Origin of the sequence: Qaidamihabitans albus (genome assembly GCF_016464705.1) — a bacterium.
In the GTDB taxonomy this organism is placed as follows: domain Bacteria; phylum Actinomycetota; class Actinomycetes; order Mycobacteriales; family Pseudonocardiaceae; genus Qaidamihabitans; species Qaidamihabitans albus.
On the sequence record NZ_JAEHOB010000016.1, the window covers coordinates 1 to 18,850 of the forward strand.

Below are 18,850 nucleotides of genomic sequence, written 5' to 3' on the forward strand. Positions count from 1 at the left end.
CCACCCGTCTTCACCTGCGCCTTCACCACAACCGGACCACCGATCCGCTCCGCCGCGGCCTGCGCCTCCTCCGGGCTACTCGCCACCTCACCGGCCAACACCGGGACGCCATGCGCGGCGAACAGATCCTTCGCCTGGTACTCGTAGAGATCCACTACTTCAGTCTCCTGACGACACACCACTGTGTGGAATTCGAAACGTGCTGCTGTTGGACTGAGACGACCCTAGCGATCCGGTTTTGGATCAGGGCCCCCGCATCCGGTGAACTCGGTCACCGATACCCCGCTGAGCTGGTGTCTGTGGCACAGATCGCGGCGCGCTTCACCCGGCCGGTGCCGTCGGCGTCCGCGATCAGGGTGGCGATGGCGGAGAGGCTGCCCGCGTCGAGGATCGCGACGCGTACGGCGGGCACGGCCGCGGCCACCGCGTCCGCGAGTGCATTCCCGGCACCGGGAGCGATCGTCAGCCCGAGCAGGTCGGGGTCCTCCTGCTCCACGATGGCCGCCACCGCACCGGGGTCGGACAGCACGCCGGTGTAGACGACCTCGGCACCGTCGTCGCGCAAGGCGCGGGCCAGCGCCACCGCCGCGTCTTGCGGGCCGCCCAGTTCGGCGAGCACGACGCGGGGGACATGGAGGACGCAGGGCACACGGCCGGAGCGCACGGCGTCGGCATCGGCGCCGCGGCGCTCGCCGGTCACGTTGCGGCGCGCCGGGACCGTCCGGCAACGGCGATACCCGCCGCGATCAGCAGCGCGGCGGCAGCGGCGAGGGCGAACCAGAAGCCGCTGCCGGGCCTCGCCCCGTCGATGTACGCACCGCTGAGCGGCAGCGTGGCCGCGCGCAGCCCGAGCAGAGTGGCGGCACCCGTCAGCAGCCCGGCCCCAGGCACGGGCCTGCTGCGCAGGGCCAACGCGATGGCGCCGAGCACGGTGAGAGCTCCGGCCAGGAGGCCCCAGGACGGAGTCCGGAACTCCGACCACAGCCCGGCGGCCACGTAGTCGGGTGCGGTGACGACCGGCATTCCGAAGGCGGCGACGCTGAGGATCGCCGCGGCGGCCAGCGGGGTGAGCAGGTTGACGTCGACCCGGGACTCGCCGGGCGCGCCGCTCTGGGTGCCGTCGATGTCCCCGATGTCCTCCCGCTCCACGACGCCGGTGACAGCGGAGCAGCATGCGGTCACCGCGGCACCGCACATAGCCAGCCAGGCCGGCAGGACTCCCGGCCCGGTGGAGACGGAGCCGCGGAAGCCGGTGGCGGTGATCGCGGTGTCGAGCACGGCGGTCGCGGCGATCAGCACCCCGGCCCAGGCGACCGACAACACCGGACGCACCACCGGAGCGAGGCGGGGCACGAACATCGCCGCACCGAGCACTCCGACCAGAGCTCCCGCCGTGAACAGCAGCCACCGGGCCGGGCTCTCCGGCGCGGGGCCCGGTCCTGCCGTGGCCAGCTGGGCGGCGAAGGATCCGGCGATCGCGGCCGCGGCCGTGAGCATCGCGAGCACGCCGGTTGCCACCTGCAGGCGGCGCCGTCCGGGTACGGAGGCCCCGCCCGCCTGGTCGTCCGCCTGTTCGGGCACCGCTCGCGCGACGGACGAGGTGCGCGCGAGCCAGAAGAGGCCGGCGGCTCCGGCCAAGGCCACGATCGGGCCGGCGCTGATGCCGGCCACCGGTACGACGGCACCGGCCACCACGCTCGGCAGCGCGAGCAGGACCACGGCGACGCCCAGCCCGGCGAGACAGCCGCGAGCGAAGTCCACGGAGGCGGACGTCATCGCGAGGGCTGCGGCCAGCGGAAGGGCACCGGCGATCAGCAGGTATCCGGCGAGGGCGAAAGCCGGGCCCTCGAACGCGTTCCGCGCCAGCAGGTACACGTCCTCGGAAACGACCGGTGCCATGAGCAGCCCGATCGCCGCGAGTACCGCGGCGAGCACCGCGGGCAGCAGCCACCGCCGACGCCACTGGTCCACGGCGTCGGGGCCTTCCGCAGAGGTCCCGGAGGTCCCAGAAGTTTCGGCCCGCCTGCCTGCCCGCACCGCGAGCACGCCCGCGACCGCTGCCATCACGTGGCCGGACAGCAGCAGCCACAGCCCGGCCGCCGGCGAGTGCTGCGCGAGATCGGTGGGCAGGTAGAGCTCGGTTCGGACCGCCGCCGAGGGGTCCGCCGCGAACTGCAGGTGCAGCACGACACTGCCGGGCGCGAGCGCGGCGAAACCGGCGAGGACACCCGCCGCGCCGGCCTGCCACCCGCGTGCCGCGAGGACGGCGGCCAGCAGGACGGGCAGGAGCGCCAGCGCGACCAGCAACGGAGCGCTGGTGAAGCCCGGCTCGCCACCGTCGACGACCGGCAGCGCGGCACCGGCCGCGAGCAGTGCCGCCGCCAGACCGGCCGCACCGAGGGCGGGCAGCATCGCGGACACGCCCTGCTCGGTTCCCAGCGGCGCCGGTGAACTCGGCGAACTCCGGGAATTCTGGGAACTCGGCGAACTCGGCGAACTCACAGCCACCGGCCTGGGAGGACTGGGCGCGGCCGGGTGGGACCGTACATCGACTCACCTCGGTGCTGGTCGGCTGTCATGAACCCGTGGTCGCCCGGAGCCCGCGGACCTCACTCGGCCTTTGCGGACCACCGTCTGGACTTTCGAGCGGGTCCGGGATGCTTTGACGGTGCCGACGCTAGCAACAGTGGCGCGAGCAGCCTGCGCCGCGGGGTGCGACCGTCCGAGCGCATGGAGCAAGCCGCTGAATAACCGTGAGTGGGAACGCGGAAACCTCCGGTTGCGCATATGTAACGCAAGTCACACCGATTGGAGCAATAGGCTCTCTACCTTGAGTCATTCCGGCATCCGGGGCCGCACACGGCAGCCACGTTCAGCCGACACGCGTGCCGGATCTTGCTCGCGACGGTGCCTCTTCGTTACTGTCCCCCGGTCCCCATTACGGTCAGGTCACGAAAGGACATGGCGAGCAAACCTCCCCAGGTCGGCGAGCCATCGAGCGGTCACCCCGAAGCCGCTCACCGGGATCCCCCGCCCGGCGTCCGAGGCTTGACTTCCCCAAGTAACGGAAGGCCCCTGTCTTGGCTCGACACCGCTCCCCCGGCGGCCAAGCTCCTTCCCCGGCGCTCGAAGATGCACTTGACGGTGCGGTTGTTCGCGTCCGGGGATCTCATAGGCTCCCCGCGCCCTCGTCGGCCCTGCGTGGCCGAGTGGTCGTCGCGGCCGTCGCCGCTGGCGCTTTCGCCGCTGCCGCCGCAGGTCAGACTCTGCAAGCCGCCACCACCTCCGAGACCTCGTCCGATTCCGACCGTGTGACGCCGCTGGCGAATGCTCGTGACGCCAGTGCGGCCTTCGGCGTTGGCGGCGACACGCCCGCGGGTGCTCCCGAACTGCTCCCGGTCGCCCGCACCACCGACGCCTCCGCCGAGGCGGAGAAGCTTGCCGACAGCGCACAGGTGACCGAGGAACGGCTGCAGCGCGAGGCGGAGGCCGCGCGCAAGGCCGCCGAGGAGGCCGCCCGCCCGAAGACGGTCGCGCCCGCGCAGGGCAGCTTCACCTCCGGCTTCGGCGCACGGTGGGGCACGACTCATTACGGCATCGACATCGCGAACAGCGTCGGAACCCCGATCGTCGCGGCCGCCGACGGGACCGTGATCGAGGCGGGTTCCGCCAGCGGCTTCGGCCTGTGGGTTCGGGTGCAGCTGGACGACGGCACGGTGCACGTCTACGGGCACGTCAACAGCTACTCGGTGTACGAGGGCCAGCGGGTGAAGGCAGGCGAGCAGATCGCCGAGATGGGCAACCGCGGCCAGTCCACCGGCCCGCACCTGCACTTCGAGGTCTGGACGGCCGACGGCCAGAAGGCCGACCCCCGCTCGTGGCTGGCCGCCCGCGGGGTCAGCGTCTGAGCACCCGCACCATGATCCGAGCGCGGCTGCGCTGACCCTCGCGGAAGTATCGATACCGTCATTCGGGCGGACGCCGGAGGAAGTAGCCCACGGCGACCTGCCACACCGTGCACAGCCTCCCTCCGCGCCGCCCGCGACATGCCCGGCAGCCGCGCCGGGCCGTCCGGCCGTGCAGCCGGAGCACGAGACGCCAGGCCGCGACGAGCCTGGCGACGTCCGGCGCGAGCGACCCACCATCCGCCGCCGCCCGGCCCGCCAGTTCGTCCAGATACTCCCGGACGCCGCCGCTGACGGCCCGGAACCACGGCTCCACGTCGGCCCCTCAGCAAGCCGCACAGCGGCCACGCACTTTGTCCACACCGCTACCCCCAAACTCCCGGGGACGGGGCACCCCGCCTCCGGCTGTCGAACTTGTGTTCGAATAAGGTTAGCGCGGGGGTACGACGAAATGGGTTGCCGCCGTGGGCTTCACCCGAAAAGGTCAGAGCTTGACCATCGGCACACTGCCGATCAGCATCAGCCGCACCTTGCCGGCGGCGCCGAAGTCGACGGTCGCCGTGGCGCGCGGCCCGGTCCCCTCTGTCGAGACGACCGTGCCGAGGCCGTACTTGTCGTGGCTGACGCGGTCACCGACGTCCAGCTTGAGCGCGACCGTGTCCTTCCAGCCGTCCTTCCAGCCCTTGAACGACGTGCCGCGCGTGCCGCCGGCCGCGATCCCGGCCTGTGCGGAGTCGGCGCCGAAGCCCTGCCGGCGTCCCCACGTCGTCGCCGCACGCGGCGAACCACTCTGGCCGAAGCCGCCGGACGGCTCCACCCGGCGCCAGTCGAGAAGCTCGGCGGGAATCTCGTCGATGAAGCGGGAGGCCGGGTTGCTCATCGGCTGACCCCAGGCAGTGCGCATCAGGGCGCGCGAAAGGTACAGCCGCTGCCGGGCCCTGGTGATCGCCACGTAGGCGAGCCTGCGCTCCTCCGCCAGCTCCTTCGGCTCGCTGAGGGCGCGCATGTGCGGGAAGATGCCGTCCTCCCATCCGGTGCCGAACACCACCGGATATTCCAGCCCCTTGGCGGTGTGCACCGTCATCAGCGTCACCACGCCAGAGTCGCTCTCCGCGTCCTCGGCGCCGTCCTCCCCGTCGGGCGTCGGGATCGAGTCCGCGTCGGCGACCAGCGCCACGCGCTCGAGAAAGGCGGGCAGGGAGGCCGGCTCCGGGGCTCCCGCGTCCGTGTCCGTGTCGGTGTCGGTGTCGGTGTCGGTGTCCGTGCCCTGATCGGCTTCCGGCCCGAGCAAGGTCTCCGCGAACTCGGCGAACTCGCGCGCCACGTTGACCAGTTCGTCGAGGTTCTCCAGCCGGGAGGCATCCTGCGGGTCGTCCGACTCGTCCAGCTCGGCGCGGTACCCGGTGCGCTCCAGCACCGCCTCGAGCACCTCGGCCACCGGCATGCCCGACTCGACCAGCTCGTACAGGCCGTCCATCAACTCGACGAACGACGTGATCGCCTTCTGCGAGCGCGGGTTGAGCAACGCAACCCGGCCGGCCACCGCATCCCGCAGGGCCGTGGCGAAGGAGACCCTTTCCCGCTCGGCGTGCGTGGCCAGCACCGCCTCCGCGCGGTCCCCGATCCCCCGCTTCGGCACGTTGAGGATGCGGCGCAGGCTCACCGTGTCCTCCGGGTTGGCGAGCACCCGCAGGTAGGCCAGCGCGTCCCGCACCTCACGCCGCTCGTAGAAGCGCACCCCGCCGACGACGCGATACGGCAGGCCGAGCCTGATGAAGATCTCCTCGAACACGCGCGACTGGTTGTTGGTCCGGTAGAAGACGGCGACATCCGAGTACCGGGCCTCGCCCCGGTCGGCCAGCGCGTCGATCTCGCCCGCGACGAACGCCGCCTCGTCGTGCTCGTTGTCGGCGACGTAGCCGACGATCTTCGCGCCGTCGCCGGAATCGGTCCACAACCGCTTGTCCCGCCGGTTGCTGTTGCGCGCGATGACCGAGTTGGCCGCCGACAGGATCGTCTGCGTGGACCGGTAGTTCTGCTCCAGCAGGATCGTGCGCGCGCTCGGGAAGTCGCGCTCGAACTCCTCGATGTTGCGGATCGTGGCGCCGCGGAACGCGTAGATCGACTGGTCGGCGTCGCCGACGACGCACAGCTCGGCCGGGTGCACGCCGGACTCGGTGACCTCCGTGCCGACCAGTTCGCGCACCAGCGTGTACTGCGCGTGGTTGGTGTCCTGGTACTCGTCGACGAGCACGTGCCGGAAGCGGCGCCGGTAGTACTCGGCGACGTCGGGGAAGACCTGCATCAGCTCGACCGTGCGCATGATCAGGTCGTCGAAGTCCATGGCGTTGGCCTGCGTGAGCCTGCGCTGGTACTCGGCGTACACCTCCGCGGCCCTGCGCTCGTAGTCGTTGCCCGACCGCGTGGCCGCCGAGTCGGCGTCCAGCAGCTCGTTCTTCAGGTTCGAGATGTGCGCGCCGAGCGCGCGCGCCGGGTACCGCTTCGGGTCGAGGTCGAGATCACGCGCCACCAGGGTGATCAGCCGCCGCGAGTCGTCGGCGTCGTAGATCGAGAAGTTGGACGACATGCCGAGTGTCTTCGCCTCCCGGCGCAGCAACCGCACGCACATCGAGTGGAACGTGGACACCCACATCGCGTTGGCGCGCCGCCCGACCAGCTCGCGCACCCGGTCACGCATCTCGGCGGCCGCCTTGTTGGTGAAGGTGATCGCCATGATCTGGCCCGGGTGCACGTCCCGCTCGGCGAGCAGGTAGGCGATGCGCCTGGTCAGCACCCGGGTCTTCCCCGACCCCGCACCGGCGACCACCAGCAGCGGACCGCCGCCGTGTTCCACCGCGGCACGCTGAGCGGGGTTGAGATCGTCGAGCAGGTCGGCGTGCCTGCTGGATCCCGGGGGGAGGTCGAAGAGGGTGCTCATCGTGGGTTCACGCTACCTGGGGGCTCTGACGAAGTGGCGCCGCTGTGCGGGTTCGCGGAGGCCGGCGCGCCCTTCCGCCGCCGTCGCCGTATATATGCCATACTCGTTTCCATGCGGTACTGCAGCACTCGAGACTTTCGATTTTTCTACGGGACCCGGACTCCGGCTCCCGTGATCGCGTAGTGCCAGACCGCCATCACAGTAAGCCCCGGAGTCCGCGGACCCGGGGCTTTCTTCGGCTCTGGGACCGCAGGCGGACCCGGAAACCACCGGAGGTCCAGATGAACGCCCAGACCCACGAGGACAGCGAGACCGGCGAGCCGACGGCGCAGGACATCGACGCGCTGCGGCAGGAGATCGACTGGCTCGACGCCGAGATCCTGCGGCTGGTGAAGCGCCGCGTCGAGGTGTCCAAGACCATCGGTGCCGCCCGGATGGCCGCGGGTGGCCCGCGCATCGTCTACAACAGGGAGATGGACGTGCTCGCCCGCTACCGCGAACTCGGGCCGGAGGGCCGCCAGCTCGCGATGGCGCTGCTGAACCTCGGGCGGGGCAGGCTCGGGCGCTGACCCGTTTCTCAGGGTAATACCCCGAGCCGGACCGTCGCCTGAACGGGCACACTGGAGCCATGGGAACCATCGTGGGCGTGATCGCCGCCGTGATCGCGATCGCCAGCCTGCTGGCCGCGCTGTATCACGCCGGATACCTCGCCGTCCTGAACAGTGCAGCCAACAAGCGCGCGGGAGGCGCACCGGTCGCGCAGTACGTCCGCAGCCGGTGGCCCGTCGCGGGTGGCACGACCGCAGCCGCACTGCTCGCGCTCCTGCTCAGCACCGGCGGGCCCGCCGCCGACATCCTCGCGATCGTGGTGGCGACGGGGAGTGGCGCCGTGGCCACCAGAGCACTGCGCTCGACCCAGGAGAGGTACCGCAGCGGCGGCTGATAGCACACGCTGCCGACTACTCCGGCCGTTCGGATGCGCCCAGAGGGGTGATATCCGACGGACTTGCCGCCCCAGGCACGCGTCAACCGCCGAAGGCACTTACTCTGGGCGGGGTGAGGAATCTCCGGTGCGTCACCGGCGCGGCAGACCGCCGCGCACGTGCATCGTGCCGTGCAGATGCTCGTGATCTCACTGGTCCAATCGGTTTAATCCGGGCAGGAACGCCGTCAGGTGGAGCACGACGAGGGGTCCACCAGGCATGAGCGGTAGGGCCGACCACACCGAGCACGACACGACCGTTCCCAGCGCACACCGGTCCCGTCCCGGCAGGCATCGCCGTGCCGGGCACGGCACCTGGACCCCGGCGGTGCCGCCCGCACGGCAGTCCGTGCCACCTCAGCAGCAGTACCGGCGCCACGGTGGCGGTCCTGCTGCACCCGATCCGCTCGCGTCGTCGATCACCGGGTCACTGCCGGTACCGGGTCCCGAGTACGCGGCCTCCCAGGGCGAGCTGCCCATCGGCGCCCCGGCCGCGGAAACGGCTGAGCCGCAGCCGGCCGGCTCGAACGAGCCCACGGTCCGGCGCACCAAGGTCTCGCTCACCGCACCGAAGACCGAGCCCGAGCGTGAGCGCGAGGACGACGAGGCGCGCGTCTACGTCGCGCCGCCACCACCGGACGGGCTCGGCAAGTTCGACCTCGGGTCCGTGCCTGCCTCCGTCACGCCACCGCCGACCTGGCGCAAGGCGGCCTGGTTCGCCAGCCTCGCCTCGGGTGGGGTGGTGGTCTCGCTCCTGGTCGCCGGTTCGGTGCTGGTCAGCCAGCCACAGGAGGATCAGCAGGCCATCCAGGGCTGGCCCGACCGGCACGGCGGCGCACCGATGCTGCCGGGCGAGTACGACCTGGACGGCACCGTCCCGCCGAGTACCGACGCGACCGAGTCCCCCACCTCGACGGCTGCCGGCAGCGAACCGACGACGACGCCCGCGCCCGGCACGAACCCGGGCAACGTGGCGGACCGGCTGTCCTCCGGCCGCCCGTCGGGCAGCGCACCGGCGGGCGGACCGGGTTCCGGCACCTCCGGCACCGACGCCCCGTCGTCGCCCACCGCCACGCGCGAGCCCCAGAAGCCGCCGGTCACACCCGCCTCCATGTCGACGTCGAAGCGGCGGTACCTGGTCCGGTCGCACGACCCCAAGACGATGGGTCAGCGCTCGCAGGACTACCTCAACACGGTCACCGAGGATCCCGAGACCGCCCACTCCATGACCACCGGCGAGCTCGCCGAAGGAGGGTCCGACGGGCTCCGCCGGAAGTACGCCGGCATCGCCTACTTCGTGGTCAAGCACGTTTACATAGATCAGAACGAGGGTTTCACCGTGAACACGGTCGAGGTAACCCATAAGAACGGCAACACCACCGAAGAGACACGCAAGCTGTACTTCGGTGACGGCACCAAGATCGAAAAGGACGCCAAGTAAGCGGTCCGCGCGGACCCCCGAATAGCCCCTTCACCTGCGAATGCACGTGCTTTTCGCACTTTCCGCTGCACGTGCAGCGCGGCGGACGGCGAGGAATTCACCTGATCGGATGAGGGCGCGTGCCGCTCGTCGTATCTCCACGACAGCCCACCGACAGAGGCTGGTCGACGGCCCCGTGACGGGGTTACCTATTGCGCAGGGGCGAACCAGTTGTCCACAAGACGAACCAGCTCGACCACGACGGCGGCCGACTCGGCCGCGCCGTCCCCACCGTGAAGACGAGGACCAGCCGTGCACGACCGGCACCGCACCGGACGCGGAACGACCGTTTCGGCCGAGGACGTCATCGATGACGACATCCTCGCCGACGAGATGGTCGACGACGAGTACCTGCGTGAGGTCTTCCGCGAACCACGTCAGTACCTGCCGCCGCCGCGGATGCGCTTCCGCCGCAGGGAACCGAAGCCACCGAGGGAGCCGGAGACCGCGTTCGCCCGGCGCGCCAAGCTCATCGGGCTGATCCTCGCCATCGCCCTGCTGACCGGCTCCGTCGTCGCGGCGGCCGTGCTCGGCGACGACCCCGGCGGGCCGCGATCCTCCGGTTCCGCCGAGCGTCCCGAGATCACCGGGGCCGCGGCGCTCGGCGGGTTCGTGCGGCCGGCCGACGACACGCCGCGCACCGGCTTCCGGCCCGCCGCCGAGCAGGTGGCCGCGATGCCCGCCACGTCGCCGACCGGCCGGCAGCCGGACCCGACGCCGGCGGAGATCGCGCTGCACGCCGCCCGCGAGGCCGCCACCGAGCCGGCAGCCACCGAGCAGCCGGGGCAGTCGGGGCGGTCGGGGGAACCCGGCCGGCTCGACATCGTCCGCGAGTTCTACGAGCTCGTGGGCCGCAGCCCGCAGGACGCGCTCGCCCTGCTCGACCCCGAACTGGCCGGCGACACTCCCGGCGACCTCGTCCGCGCGTGGAGCACGATGCGGTCCGTGCACGTGGAGGACCTGCGGGAGCAGCCCGACGGGACCGTGCGCGCCGTGGTCACAATGGTGGCCGCCGACGGCAGTCCGCTGCGGGTCACCCAGCTGCTGGAGCTCACCGAGGGCACCGGACCGCGGATCAACGGGGCCACGCTGCTCGCCACCCCGAACGAGTGAGTCACGCGGGCGTCGCCGGGACATCAGCCCCGTAGAGTGCCGCCTGCGTGTGCGCAGAGTGAGCGGCCTAACCTGTCACAGGTCGGTCTCGGCAAGCCGGCACAACGATCATCAGCATGTGCCTACGCTCCACGCATGCGACGCGCCGCCGGACGCGCTGCCGCACGCCTGCCGACGGAGCTCGAAGGAGGTCCCGTGAGCGACGAGGGTCGCCTGGTCGCCGGCCGGTACCGCATCGTCAAGCGGATCGGCACCGGTGCGATGGGCGCCGTCTGGCAGGCACAGGACGACGTGCTCCACCGCACGGTCGCGATCAAACAGCTGTTGCTGCAGCCCGGGCTCGACGGGAACGAGGCCGAGGACGCGCGGCAGCGCACCATGCGCGAGGGCCGCATCGCCGCCCGCCTCCACCACCCCAACGCGATCAGCGTGTTCGACGTCGTCACCGACGACAACGGCCAGCCGTGCCTGATCATGGAGTTCCTGGAGTCGACGAGCCTCGCGCAGATGCTCCAGCAGCAGGGCACCCTCCCGCCTCTCGAGGTCGCCAGGATCGGCGCGCAGGTCGCCGCGGCACTCAAGGAGGCCCACGCGGTGGGCATCGTCCACCGCGACATCAAGCCGGGCAACATCCTGCTCGCCGCCAACGGGCTCGTGAAGATCACCGACTTCGGCATCTCCAGGGCCAAGGACGACGTGACCGTCACCAAGACAGGCATGATCGCGGGCACCCCGGCGTACCTCGCGCCCGAGGTCGCGATCGGCGGGGATCCCGGCCCGGAGTCCGACGTCTTCTCGCTGGGGTCGACCCTCTACGCCGCAACCGAGGGCCAGCCTCCGTTCGGGCTGAGCGAGAACACACTTGGCCTGCTGCACGCCGTCGCCGCCGGGCAGATCAACCCGCCCCGTCAGTCCGGGCCACTCGCGAGCGTGCTGGCGGTGCTGCTGCACCCCGACACCCGGCACCGGCCGACCGCGGAGGAGAGCGAGGAGTTGCTCGCCGCCGTCGCCCGGGGCGAGACGCCCATCGGCGGCCCCACCGACGACGCGACCAGGATCGGTCCGGCCGCCGGTCTCGGTGCGGCCGCCGCGGGTGCGGCGGCCGGAGCCGCGCTCGGCGCCGGTGCGGACGAGGTTCCGGCCGGGCACTCCGGCACGCTGGACGCCGACGCCGGGCGGCAGCCTTACTACGACGACTCGGACGACCGGTACGAACCGGCCGCCGGCTACCCGGATGACGACTACGACGGTGCCGCCGGTTACGGCGACACCGGCCCGCAGGCCACTCGCGCCGTCCCGGCGGCGGGTTACGGCGCCTACGACGATGGCTATGGCGACGGCTACGGCGGCGGTTATGACAGCGGCTATGACGGCGGTTATGACGGCGACGGCGAGCCGCCACCCGAGGACGAGCCCGCCAGGAAGGGCAACTGGAAGGTTCCGGCGGCTCTCGGCACGGTCGTCGTACTCGGGATCACGGCGATGGCCATCTGGCTGTTCAACGGGCCCGACGGCGGCGAGGCCGAGCAGCGGGACCAGGTGCCGCAGCCGGTGACCACCTCGTCGAGCACCGGCGTCACCACGACCACCACCCGGCCGCCGGCGAGCTCCACCGAGGAGGACGTGGTACCGGTCGAGCCGGAGGAGCCCTCCTCGACCCGGTACGTGCCGCCCCAGCCGCCCCCACAGACGAACACGCCGAACCCCGAGCCGACCGAGACGACCAGCGAGGAGACGACGACCACGACGACGGAGAAGTCGACCACGCCGCCGTCGACACCACCCCCATCGGTCACACCCCCCGAGGACAGTACGTAAGCCGCAGCCGTCGTCGCGGGTTGATGCCGGTTTGACCGCCGGCGCGGTACAAGGGGTCGTGTGAAAGAAGCTGAAGGCGCTCTCGTCGGCGGGCGTTACCGGCTGGATCAGCCGATCGGACGAGGCAGGGCCGGGATCGTCTGGCTCACCTTCGACACGAAGCTGCACCGCACGGTCGCCGTCAAGCGGTACTACCTCGCTCCGGACCTGGACCCGGAGAGCGCGGAACAGCGCAGAGAGGCGGCGCTGCGCGAGGGCCGCGACGCGATGCGCGTGCTGCACCCCAACGCGATCACGGTGCACGACGTGTTCCGCGACGGCGATGACGTCTGGCTGGTCATGGAGTACGTCCCCTCGCGGAACATGGCCGACTTCCTCGCCGAGCACGGGCCGCTGACACCCGAGCAGGCGGCCTTTCTCGGCGTCCAGCTGTGCTCGGCCCTTGCGGTGGCGCATGCGATCGGCGTGCCGCACCGGGTGGTCGAGCCGGGCAACGTGCTCCTCGCCGACGACGGCGGGGTCAAGATCACCGACATCGGCATCTCCGGCAGGCCGCCGGACCCCGCCTACCAGGCGCCCGAGGTCGCCAGGGGCGAGCCAGCGACACCCGCGGCCGACGCGTACTCGCTCGGCGCAACCCTCTTCGCCGCGGTGGAGGGTGAGCCGCCGTTCGGCCCCGAGGGCACCGGTGACCAGGTCGTTCCCCGGCGGAGTGGGCAGCTCACCGGGGCCCTGCTGAAGCTGCTCCGGGTCGACCCGGACCTGCGCCCGACCATGTCAGACACGGTCGCCGCGCTGAAGTTGATCACCAAAGGACAGCAGAACGGGGTCGTCCCACCGACCGCCCCCGCGATGCCCACGGTACAGCTCGCGCCGCGGGTGGCTCCGCAGTTGTCCGCGACGCCGACGCGCAACCGGCCGGCGACCCGGGTGTGGGTGATCGTGGCGGTCGTGGTGCTGGTGGCCGCGATGGCGGTCTTCGTGGTCTTCTGAACGGGCTGGTCAGGACTCGTGAGTGTTGACACGAGTTAGAACTCGTCTCCGCACTCACGAGGGTTGACCAGCGCAAACGCCTAGCTCTCCCTGCGCATCGCGGCGAGCAGGCTGCGCACCGCGGGCTGGTCGCGCGCACGGGCTGCGATCGCGGCGTGAATGACCCGCACCGGCTCCGGATGGCGGACCCTGCGCACGGCCACGCCCGGATGCGGGGAGCCCAGCGCCAGCACCGGGATCAGCGATACGCCGAGGCCGGCCGCGACGAAACCCTGCGCGGTCTGGTAGTCCTCGGACTCCACGACGAAGTTCGGCGCGAATCCCGCGGCGCCGCAGGCGTTGAGCATGACATCGCGGCACGGACCCGGCGGCCACTCGTTGCCGACCCACGTCTCGTCGGCGAGATCGGCCAGGTCGAGCACGCGCCTGCGGGCAAGTGGATGCGCCCTGGGCAGGACCGCCCGGTAGGGATCGTCGAGCAGGTGGACCAGCTCGACGCCCTTCGCCGGTGGCTTCGACCTGGGGAAGACGACGATGGCCACGTCCGCGTCCCCCGACTCGACCTCCGGCAGCGGATCGTCCGGTTCGACCAGTTTGAGGTCGACCTGGATGCCGGGGTACTCGCGGCGCAGCGCGGCCACCGCGGGCGGGACGAGCGCGGCACCGGCCGTGGCGAAGTACCGGATCGCCAGCCGCCCGGTGCGCCCCTCGCGGAGATCGGCGAGGGCGGCCTCCGCCTTGGCCAGCTGGGTGCTGACCACCTCGGCGTGCTCGGACAGCAGCATGCCCGCGGCGGTGGGCCGCACCCCGCGGCCGGCTCGCTCGAGCAGGATCAGCCCCGCCTCCCGTTCCAGAACGGACAGCTGCTGGCTGACGGCCGAGGGCGTGTACCCGAGGTTCCGGGCGGCCGCGCTGATCGAACCGCTCGTGATCACCGCTCGCAGCACCTGCATCCGTCGCACATCCAGCACGGACGAATCTTACAGTTCTGCTTAACCCTTCTCCACGGCATTTCGCTTGTCCTTATAGCCGGGTGAGGCGAATCTGGACCGGTGCGCGAACTGAGAACACTGCTGCAGCTGGGGGCGCTCGCATTGATGTGGGGCTCCAGCTTCTTCTGGATCAAGCTGGGCCTCAACGCCTTCTCTCCCGTCCAGCTCGTCCTGGCCCGGCTCGTCCTCGGCGCCGTGGTACTGACGGTGCTCTGCTACGCCTACCGGGGCCGGCTTCCTGGGAGCCGCCGCATCTGGCTGCACCTGGCCGTCGCGGCCATGTTCCACAACGCGCTGCCGTTCCTGCTGTTCGCGGTCGGCGAGCAGACCGTCGACTCCGGCATCACCGGGGTGCTGAACTCGACCACGCCGCTGTGGGCACTCGCCGTGGCCCTGCTGTGGCGAACCGAACAGCGGCTGACCCGGACGCGGGCGGCCGGCCTCGCACTCGGCCTCGCCGGCACGGTCCTGATCTTCGCCCCGTGGCAGCGGTCCTCGGAACTGCTGACCTGGGGCGCGGTGGCCATCCTCGCCGCCGCCGCCAGCTACGGCTTCGTGATGGTCTACGAGGGGCGCTTCCTGTCCCGCACGGGTGCGTCCCCGATCGCCCTCGCCGCCGCACAGATGATCACGGCGAGCGGCTTCATCATGCTGGCGGTGCCGGTCGGCGGCCTGAACCCGGTCCACATCGACGCGGGGGCGATCGTGGCCGTCACGATCCTGGGGGTGTTCTCCACCGGCATCGCGTTCGCGCTGAACTACCGCCTGATCGCCGCCGAGGGCGCCGTGGCCACGTCGATGGTCGGCTACCTGCTACCGGTCGTGTCGGTGCTGCTCGGCACCGTGTTCCTGCACGAGCAGCTCAACCCGCGGGTGATCGCGGGCATGGTCGTGGTGCTCGCCGGGGTGGCGCTGACCCGGGTGCGCAGGCGCACTCCTGCCGCGCTCCCCGTTCCCGCCGCCGCGCCCTGACGGCTCAGACCAGCCGCCGGTCGGAGGCCCAGCGGGACAGCTCGTAGCGGTTCGACAGCTGCGTCTTGCGCAGCACGCTCGACACGTGCGTCTCCACTGTCTTCACGGAGATGAACAGCTCGGAGGCGATCTCCTTGTAGGCGTAGCCGCGCGCGAGCAGCCGCAGCACGTCCCGCTCGCGGGGAGTGAGCAGGTCGAGCTCCGGATCGCTGATCGGCGCCGAGCCGGGGCGGTCGGCGAACGCGTCGAGCACGAAGCCTGCCAGCCGCGGGCTGAACACCGCGTCGCCGTCGGCGACCCGCACCACCGCGCGGACGAGCTCGGTGGACGAGATGGTCTTGGTGACGTAGCCGCGGGCACCGGCGCGGATCACGGCGATGACGTCCTCGGCCGCGTCCGAGACCGAGAGCGCCAGGAAGACGATGTCCGGCAGCTCCGGCCGCAACCGGCGCAGCACCTCGGCCCCACCGCCGTCGGGCATGTGCACGTCGAGCAGCACCACCTCCGGCCGGACGCGCGTGATGCCGGCGACCGCCTCGGCGACCGAGCCGGCCTCACCGACCACCCGCACCTGGTCGGTGATCGACTCCAGCTCGGCGCGCACACCCGCGCGGAACAGCGCGTGATCGTCGACGAGGAACACCTGGACCGGTTCGCGCGTCTGCTGGCTCTCCGTCACGTCGCTCCCTGGGTCGCCTTGGCACTGACCTTGCGCGGCATCGCCAGCTGCACCTCGGTGCCCTCCCCTGGCGCCGTCCGCAGCCGGCACGTGCCGCCGTTGCGCTCCATCCTCCCCCGGATCGAGTCGGCGAGGCCATGCCGGTCGTCCGGAACCGCTTCGGGATCGAAGCCCTTCCCCCGGTCGCGCACGAACATGGTCACCGACGTGGGCTCGACCTCGGCGTACACGCTCACCTCCTGCACCTCGGCGTGCTTGGCGGCGTTCACGATCGACTCGCGCGCCGCCTGCACGAGCGCGGTCAGCGGCTCGTCCAGCTCGGCCTCGCCCACCACCACCTGCTGCACCGAGATCGCGAACGTGTCCTCCACCTCGCCGCAGACGGCGGCGACCGCCTGCGACAGCGTGCCCGCGGCCTCGGTGACGGGCTGCTTCGGCTGGCCGTAGCCGGAGGGCCCGTACAACCAGCCCCGGAGCTCCCGCTCCTGGCCACGGGCGAGCCGGGCAACTTCCCGCGGCGTGTCGGCCTGCTTCTGGATCAGCGCCAGCGTCTGCAGGACCGAGTCGTGCAGGTGTGCGGCGATCTCGGCCCGTTCCTCGGTGCGGATGCGGGCCCGCCGCTCCTCGCCGAGGTCGCGGACCATCCGCAGCCAGAACGGCACGGTCAGCACCGCGACGCCGACCAGCGTGGCCAGCACGGCGATGAGGGCGAACTGGATCTGGTCGAGGCTGCTGTCGCGCAGGACGATCACGCCGATGCCGGTCATCACCAGCGCCACCCCGGCGAGGACGCGGACGACCGCGGACCAGCCGCGCCCGCCGAGCACCGCACCGGCGACCCCCGTGCGCGCGCCGTGCCGCCAGCGCCTGCGCTGCGACTCGTCGGCCTCCCGCCACACTACGGCAGCGCCCACAAGTACGACCGCGACCGGCAGGCCGAGCCAGCCGCTGAACAGCCCGCTGAGCGCGCCACCGGCGACCGTGAGCCCGATCCCGAGTGCGAGCAGGCCGATCGCCTGCTGGCGTTCCCGCGCTGACTGCGCCGCGGCAGCCGCCTCCCTCGACTGCTGCGGCACGAACATCCAGAGCAGCCCGTAGGCCACCAACCCGGCGCCGCCGAACGCCGCGAGTAGCGCGAACGTCGCACGCACCCAGAGCACCCGGACGCCGAGGTGGTCGGCGAGCCCACCGGCCACACCGGCGAGCGTGCGCCCGGTGCGCCGCCGGTACATCTTCGGCGGCCCCTCGGGCTCGGCCACGGCCGCGGCGGCGGGCACCTCGACCTCGGCGGCGCCCGGTTCCCGGACGGCGCCCGCGGCGCGCTCCTGCGTGGGCTGTTCCTGCACGTCATCCATGTTCACACGGGACCGGGCGGTATTCATCAGGGAAACCCCTGAACCGTTCCCCCACCCTGAACCCTGCCGGGCGAAGTTCAGGGGTGTTCCCCGATGTGCGGGCCCCTTTCCGGAGCGCATTCTCGATGGCATGAGTGGTGAGACTGATACCTCGAAGCAGCCTGGAGGCTTCGAGGAGACGGTGAAGGACTTCTGGGCGAGCAGGCCCAGGCGCCCTAGGAGGGGCCGCAAGCTGGCCGGTGTGGCGGCCGCTGTCGGCAACCGCTACGGCATCGATCCGGTCGTGGTCCGGGTCGCCCTGGTGGCAATGACCATCTTCGGCGGTATCGGTCTGACCGTCTACCTGCTGGGCTGGCTGTTCCTGCCCGAGGAGGACGACGAGGTGTCCGCCTTCGAGGGGTTGATCGGCAAGGGGCGCAGCTCGGTCTCCAAGGGCTTCGCCGTCGTGCTGTGCTGCCTGCTGGTTCCGGTATCGAGCTGGGCGTTCGCAGGCAACTGGTTCGACGGCGGCGGCTTCGTCGGGCTGGCAATGGTGGTGACCGCGCTCTACCTGCTGCACCGCAGCCGCGGCCACCTCAACCGGCCGGCCCCGCCCACGCCCGCCCCCGCGTACGGCTATCCCACCGAGAACACCTGGCCGGAGGCCTCCATGTACCCGACGAACTCCGCAGGCACGCAGCGGCGGGAACCACCCACGTGGGACCCGCTCGGCGCCGCACCACTGGCCTGGGACCTGCCCGACCCTCCGGCTCCGCCGCAGCCACCTGCGCCCCCACCGCCGCGGCACCGGTCGAAGATCGGTATCGCGACGGCGGGCGTGGCCCTGGCCGTCGGCGGTATCGGCGCCGCGCTGGTGGCCGACGGCGAGCCTTGGTTCACCCCGGCACACGTCATCGGCCTGGTGCTCGGCGTGCTCGGGCTCGGGATGGTCGCCGGCTCGTTCGCCGGTGGCGGCCGGGGGCTGATCGGGCTCGCGGCGCCGCTGTCGGTGGCAGGGCTCCTGCTCACCGCGGTGCCGTTCGAGGACATCCGGGGCGGCGTCGGCGACCTCGACGCGACCCCGCGCACGGCGGCCGAGGTACTGCCCGTCTACCAGCGCGCGGCCGGGGACATCCAGCTCGACCTGCGGCAACTGGAGGCGTCCGACCCGGTGCGCACGAGTGTGGAGAACGGGGCGGGCAACACCACGGTGATCGTGCCGCCGGAGGCGGACGTCACCTACACCTGCCACAACTCGATGGGCAACACGAGCTGCCTCGGCCGCGAGCAGTCGGGCATCGGCACCGGGCCGCTGACCGGCTTCGATCCCGGCACCGACGGCCGCGGTGGCCAGCGGATCACTCTGGACGTCAAGAACGCGGTCGGAAACCTGGAGGTGCACCGTGGCTGAGCACGACAACGAAGGGAACGGCGCGGTGCGGCAGCGCACGCGCGGGGTCGACGTGTTCACGCTGATCGCCGGCCTCGCCACGCTGGGGGTGTCGGGCTACATCCTCTCGGACGGCGCGAGCTGGTTCCCCGGAGTCGACCTGCGCTGGGTGCTTGCCGGTGGCGCGGTGCTGGTGGGTGTGCTGATGCTCGCCGCGTCGATGCGGAGCGACCGCGGCAAGGGCGGCTGCTGAC

General features: G+C 71.6%; 18 protein-coding genes. 10 read left to right on the forward strand and 8 right to left on the reverse strand.

What is annotated here, in order from left to right; genetic code table 11:
- The 3 genes from JAP66_RS25195 to JAP66_RS25205 form a co-directional block, all read right to left on the reverse strand.
- Positions 1 to 155, reverse strand: a 155-nt coding sequence (locus JAP66_RS25195; protein WP_199434334.1) for an ATP-grasp domain-containing protein, incomplete at its 3' end; no start/stop codon positions are given.
- Between the two features lie 116 nt (positions 156 to 271).
- A complete protein-coding gene (locus JAP66_RS25200; RefSeq protein WP_199434335.1) occupies positions 272 to 700 on the reverse strand; it encodes a hypothetical protein in 429 nt (142 codons plus the stop codon).
- Positions 697 to 2,412, reverse strand: a complete 1,716-nt coding sequence (locus tag JAP66_RS25205) for a hypothetical protein (RefSeq protein WP_235999437.1) — start codon at positions 2,410 to 2,412, stop codon at positions 697 to 699. The genes JAP66_RS25200 and JAP66_RS25205 overlap by 4 nt, the downstream gene beginning before the upstream one ends.
- A 668-nt stretch (positions 2,413 to 3,080) precedes the next feature.
- On the opposite strand from JAP66_RS25205, the gene JAP66_RS25210 reads away from it, so the two are divergent.
- A complete protein-coding gene (locus tag JAP66_RS25210) occupies positions 3,081 to 3,908 on the forward strand; it encodes a M23 family metallopeptidase (protein WP_199434336.1) in 828 nt (275 codons plus the stop codon).
- A 58-nt stretch (positions 3,909 to 3,966) separates the two neighbouring features.
- Here JAP66_RS25210 and JAP66_RS25215 read toward each other — a convergent pair whose 3' ends face one another.
- Together JAP66_RS25215 and pcrA are read right to left on the reverse strand one after the other, a co-directional pair.
- Entirely contained in the window at positions 3,967 to 4,221 is a 255-nt protein-coding gene (locus JAP66_RS25215; RefSeq protein WP_199434337.1) for a hypothetical protein, read from the reverse strand.
- 168 nt (positions 4,222 to 4,389) lie between these two features.
- Positions 4,390 to 6,843 carry a DNA helicase PcrA gene (gene pcrA / locus JAP66_RS25220; RefSeq protein WP_199434338.1) on the reverse strand — a complete coding sequence of 818 codons (2,454 nt, stop codon included), beginning with the start codon at positions 6,841 to 6,843 and terminating at the stop codon, positions 4,390 to 4,392.
- Positions 6,844 to 7,025: 182 nt separating this feature from the next.
- On the opposite strand from pcrA, the gene JAP66_RS32775 reads away from it, so the two are divergent.
- The 6 genes from JAP66_RS32775 (at position 7,026) to JAP66_RS25250 (ending at position 13,229) form a co-directional block, all read left to right on the forward strand.
- A complete protein-coding gene (locus JAP66_RS32775; protein ID WP_307849710.1) occupies positions 7,026 to 7,412 on the forward strand; it encodes a chorismate mutase in 387 nt (128 codons plus the stop codon).
- Between the two features lie 59 nt (positions 7,413 to 7,471).
- Positions 7,472 to 7,786: a hypothetical protein gene (locus tag JAP66_RS25230; RefSeq protein ID WP_199434340.1), complete on the forward strand. Its 315-nt coding sequence runs from the start codon at positions 7,472 to 7,474 to the stop codon at positions 7,784 to 7,786.
- Between the two features lie 259 nt (positions 7,787 to 8,045).
- On the forward strand, positions 8,046 to 9,266 hold the full coding sequence (locus JAP66_RS25235) for a hypothetical protein (protein ID WP_199434341.1): 1,221 nt from the start codon (positions 8,046 to 8,048) through the stop codon (positions 9,264 to 9,266).
- A 291-nt stretch (positions 9,267 to 9,557) separates the two neighbouring features.
- Positions 9,558 to 10,418, forward strand: a complete 861-nt coding sequence (locus JAP66_RS25240) for an NADH-quinone oxidoreductase subunit E (RefSeq protein ID WP_199434342.1) — start codon at positions 9,558 to 9,560, stop codon at positions 10,416 to 10,418.
- Between the two features lie 195 nt (positions 10,419 to 10,613).
- A complete protein-coding gene (locus tag JAP66_RS25245) occupies positions 10,614 to 12,236 on the forward strand; it encodes a serine/threonine-protein kinase (protein ID WP_199434343.1) in 1,623 nt (540 codons plus the stop codon).
- 60 nt (positions 12,237 to 12,296) lie between these two features.
- The gene (locus JAP66_RS25250) at positions 12,297 to 13,229 is read left to right on the forward strand and encodes a serine/threonine-protein kinase (RefSeq protein ID WP_199434344.1); all 933 of its coding nucleotides are present in this window, start codon (positions 12,297 to 12,299) and stop codon (positions 13,227 to 13,229) included.
- An 80-nt stretch (positions 13,230 to 13,309) separates the two neighbouring features.
- On the opposite strand, the gene JAP66_RS25255 is transcribed toward JAP66_RS25250, so the two are convergent.
- On the reverse strand, positions 13,310 to 14,200 hold the full coding sequence (locus JAP66_RS25255) for a LysR family transcriptional regulator (protein WP_199434345.1): 891 nt from the start codon (positions 14,198 to 14,200) through the stop codon (positions 13,310 to 13,312).
- A gap of 81 nt (positions 14,201 to 14,281) precedes the next feature.
- Between JAP66_RS25255 and JAP66_RS25260 the strand changes: the two genes are divergently transcribed.
- Positions 14,282 to 15,193 (forward strand): DMT family transporter, encoded by a 912-nt coding sequence (locus JAP66_RS25260; RefSeq protein WP_199434346.1) that lies wholly within the window; start codon positions 14,282 to 14,284, stop codon positions 15,191 to 15,193.
- A gap of 4 nt (positions 15,194 to 15,197) precedes the next feature.
- Here the strand turns inward: JAP66_RS25260 and JAP66_RS25265 are convergent, their stop codons facing one another.
- Complete coding sequence (locus JAP66_RS25265; protein ID WP_199434347.1) at positions 15,198 to 15,872, reverse strand: response regulator; 675 nt, start codon at positions 15,870 to 15,872, stop codon at positions 15,198 to 15,200.
- On the reverse strand, positions 15,869 to 17,227 hold the full coding sequence (locus JAP66_RS25270; RefSeq protein WP_199434348.1) for an ATP-binding protein: 1,359 nt from the start codon (positions 17,225 to 17,227) through the stop codon (positions 15,869 to 15,871). Before JAP66_RS25270 ends, JAP66_RS25265 begins: the two co-directional genes overlap by 4 nt.
- Before the next feature lie 130 nt (positions 17,228 to 17,357).
- Between JAP66_RS25270 and JAP66_RS25275 the strand changes: the two genes are divergently transcribed.
- Positions 17,358 to 18,617 carry a PspC domain-containing protein gene (locus JAP66_RS25275; protein ID WP_199434349.1) on the forward strand — a complete coding sequence of 420 codons (1,260 nt, stop codon included), beginning with the start codon at positions 17,358 to 17,360 and terminating at the stop codon, positions 18,615 to 18,617.
- Positions 18,610 to 18,849 carry a hypothetical protein gene (locus JAP66_RS25280; RefSeq protein WP_199434350.1) on the forward strand — a complete coding sequence of 80 codons (240 nt, stop codon included), beginning with the start codon at positions 18,610 to 18,612 and terminating at the stop codon, positions 18,847 to 18,849. The genes JAP66_RS25275 and JAP66_RS25280 overlap by 8 nt, the downstream gene beginning before the upstream one ends.
- The last annotated feature ends 1 nt before the right edge of the window (position 18,850 follow it).

Excerpts from the sequence above, each read along its gene's own strand:
- JAP66_RS25270 (WP_199434348.1), bottom strand. The coding sequence starts at position 17,227 with ATGGATGACGTGCAGGAACAGCCCACGCAGGAGCGCGCCGCGGGCGCC.
- JAP66_RS25230 (WP_199434340.1), top strand. The coding sequence starts at position 7,472 with ATGGGAACCATCGTGGGCGTGATCGCCGCCGTGATCGCGATCGCCAGC.
- pcrA (WP_199434338.1), bottom strand. The coding sequence starts at position 6,843 with ATGAGCACCCTCTTCGACCTCCCCCCGGGATCCAGCAGGCACGCCGAC.
- JAP66_RS25275 (WP_199434349.1), top strand. The coding sequence starts at position 17,358 with ATGAGTGGTGAGACTGATACCTCGAAGCAGCCTGGAGGCTTCGAGGAG.
- JAP66_RS25205 (WP_235999437.1), bottom strand. The coding sequence starts at position 2,412 with ATGCTGCCCGCCCTCGGTGCGGCCGGTCTGGCGGCGGCACTGCTCGCG.
- JAP66_RS25235 (WP_199434341.1), top strand. The coding sequence starts at position 8,046 with ATGAGCGGTAGGGCCGACCACACCGAGCACGACACGACCGTTCCCAGC.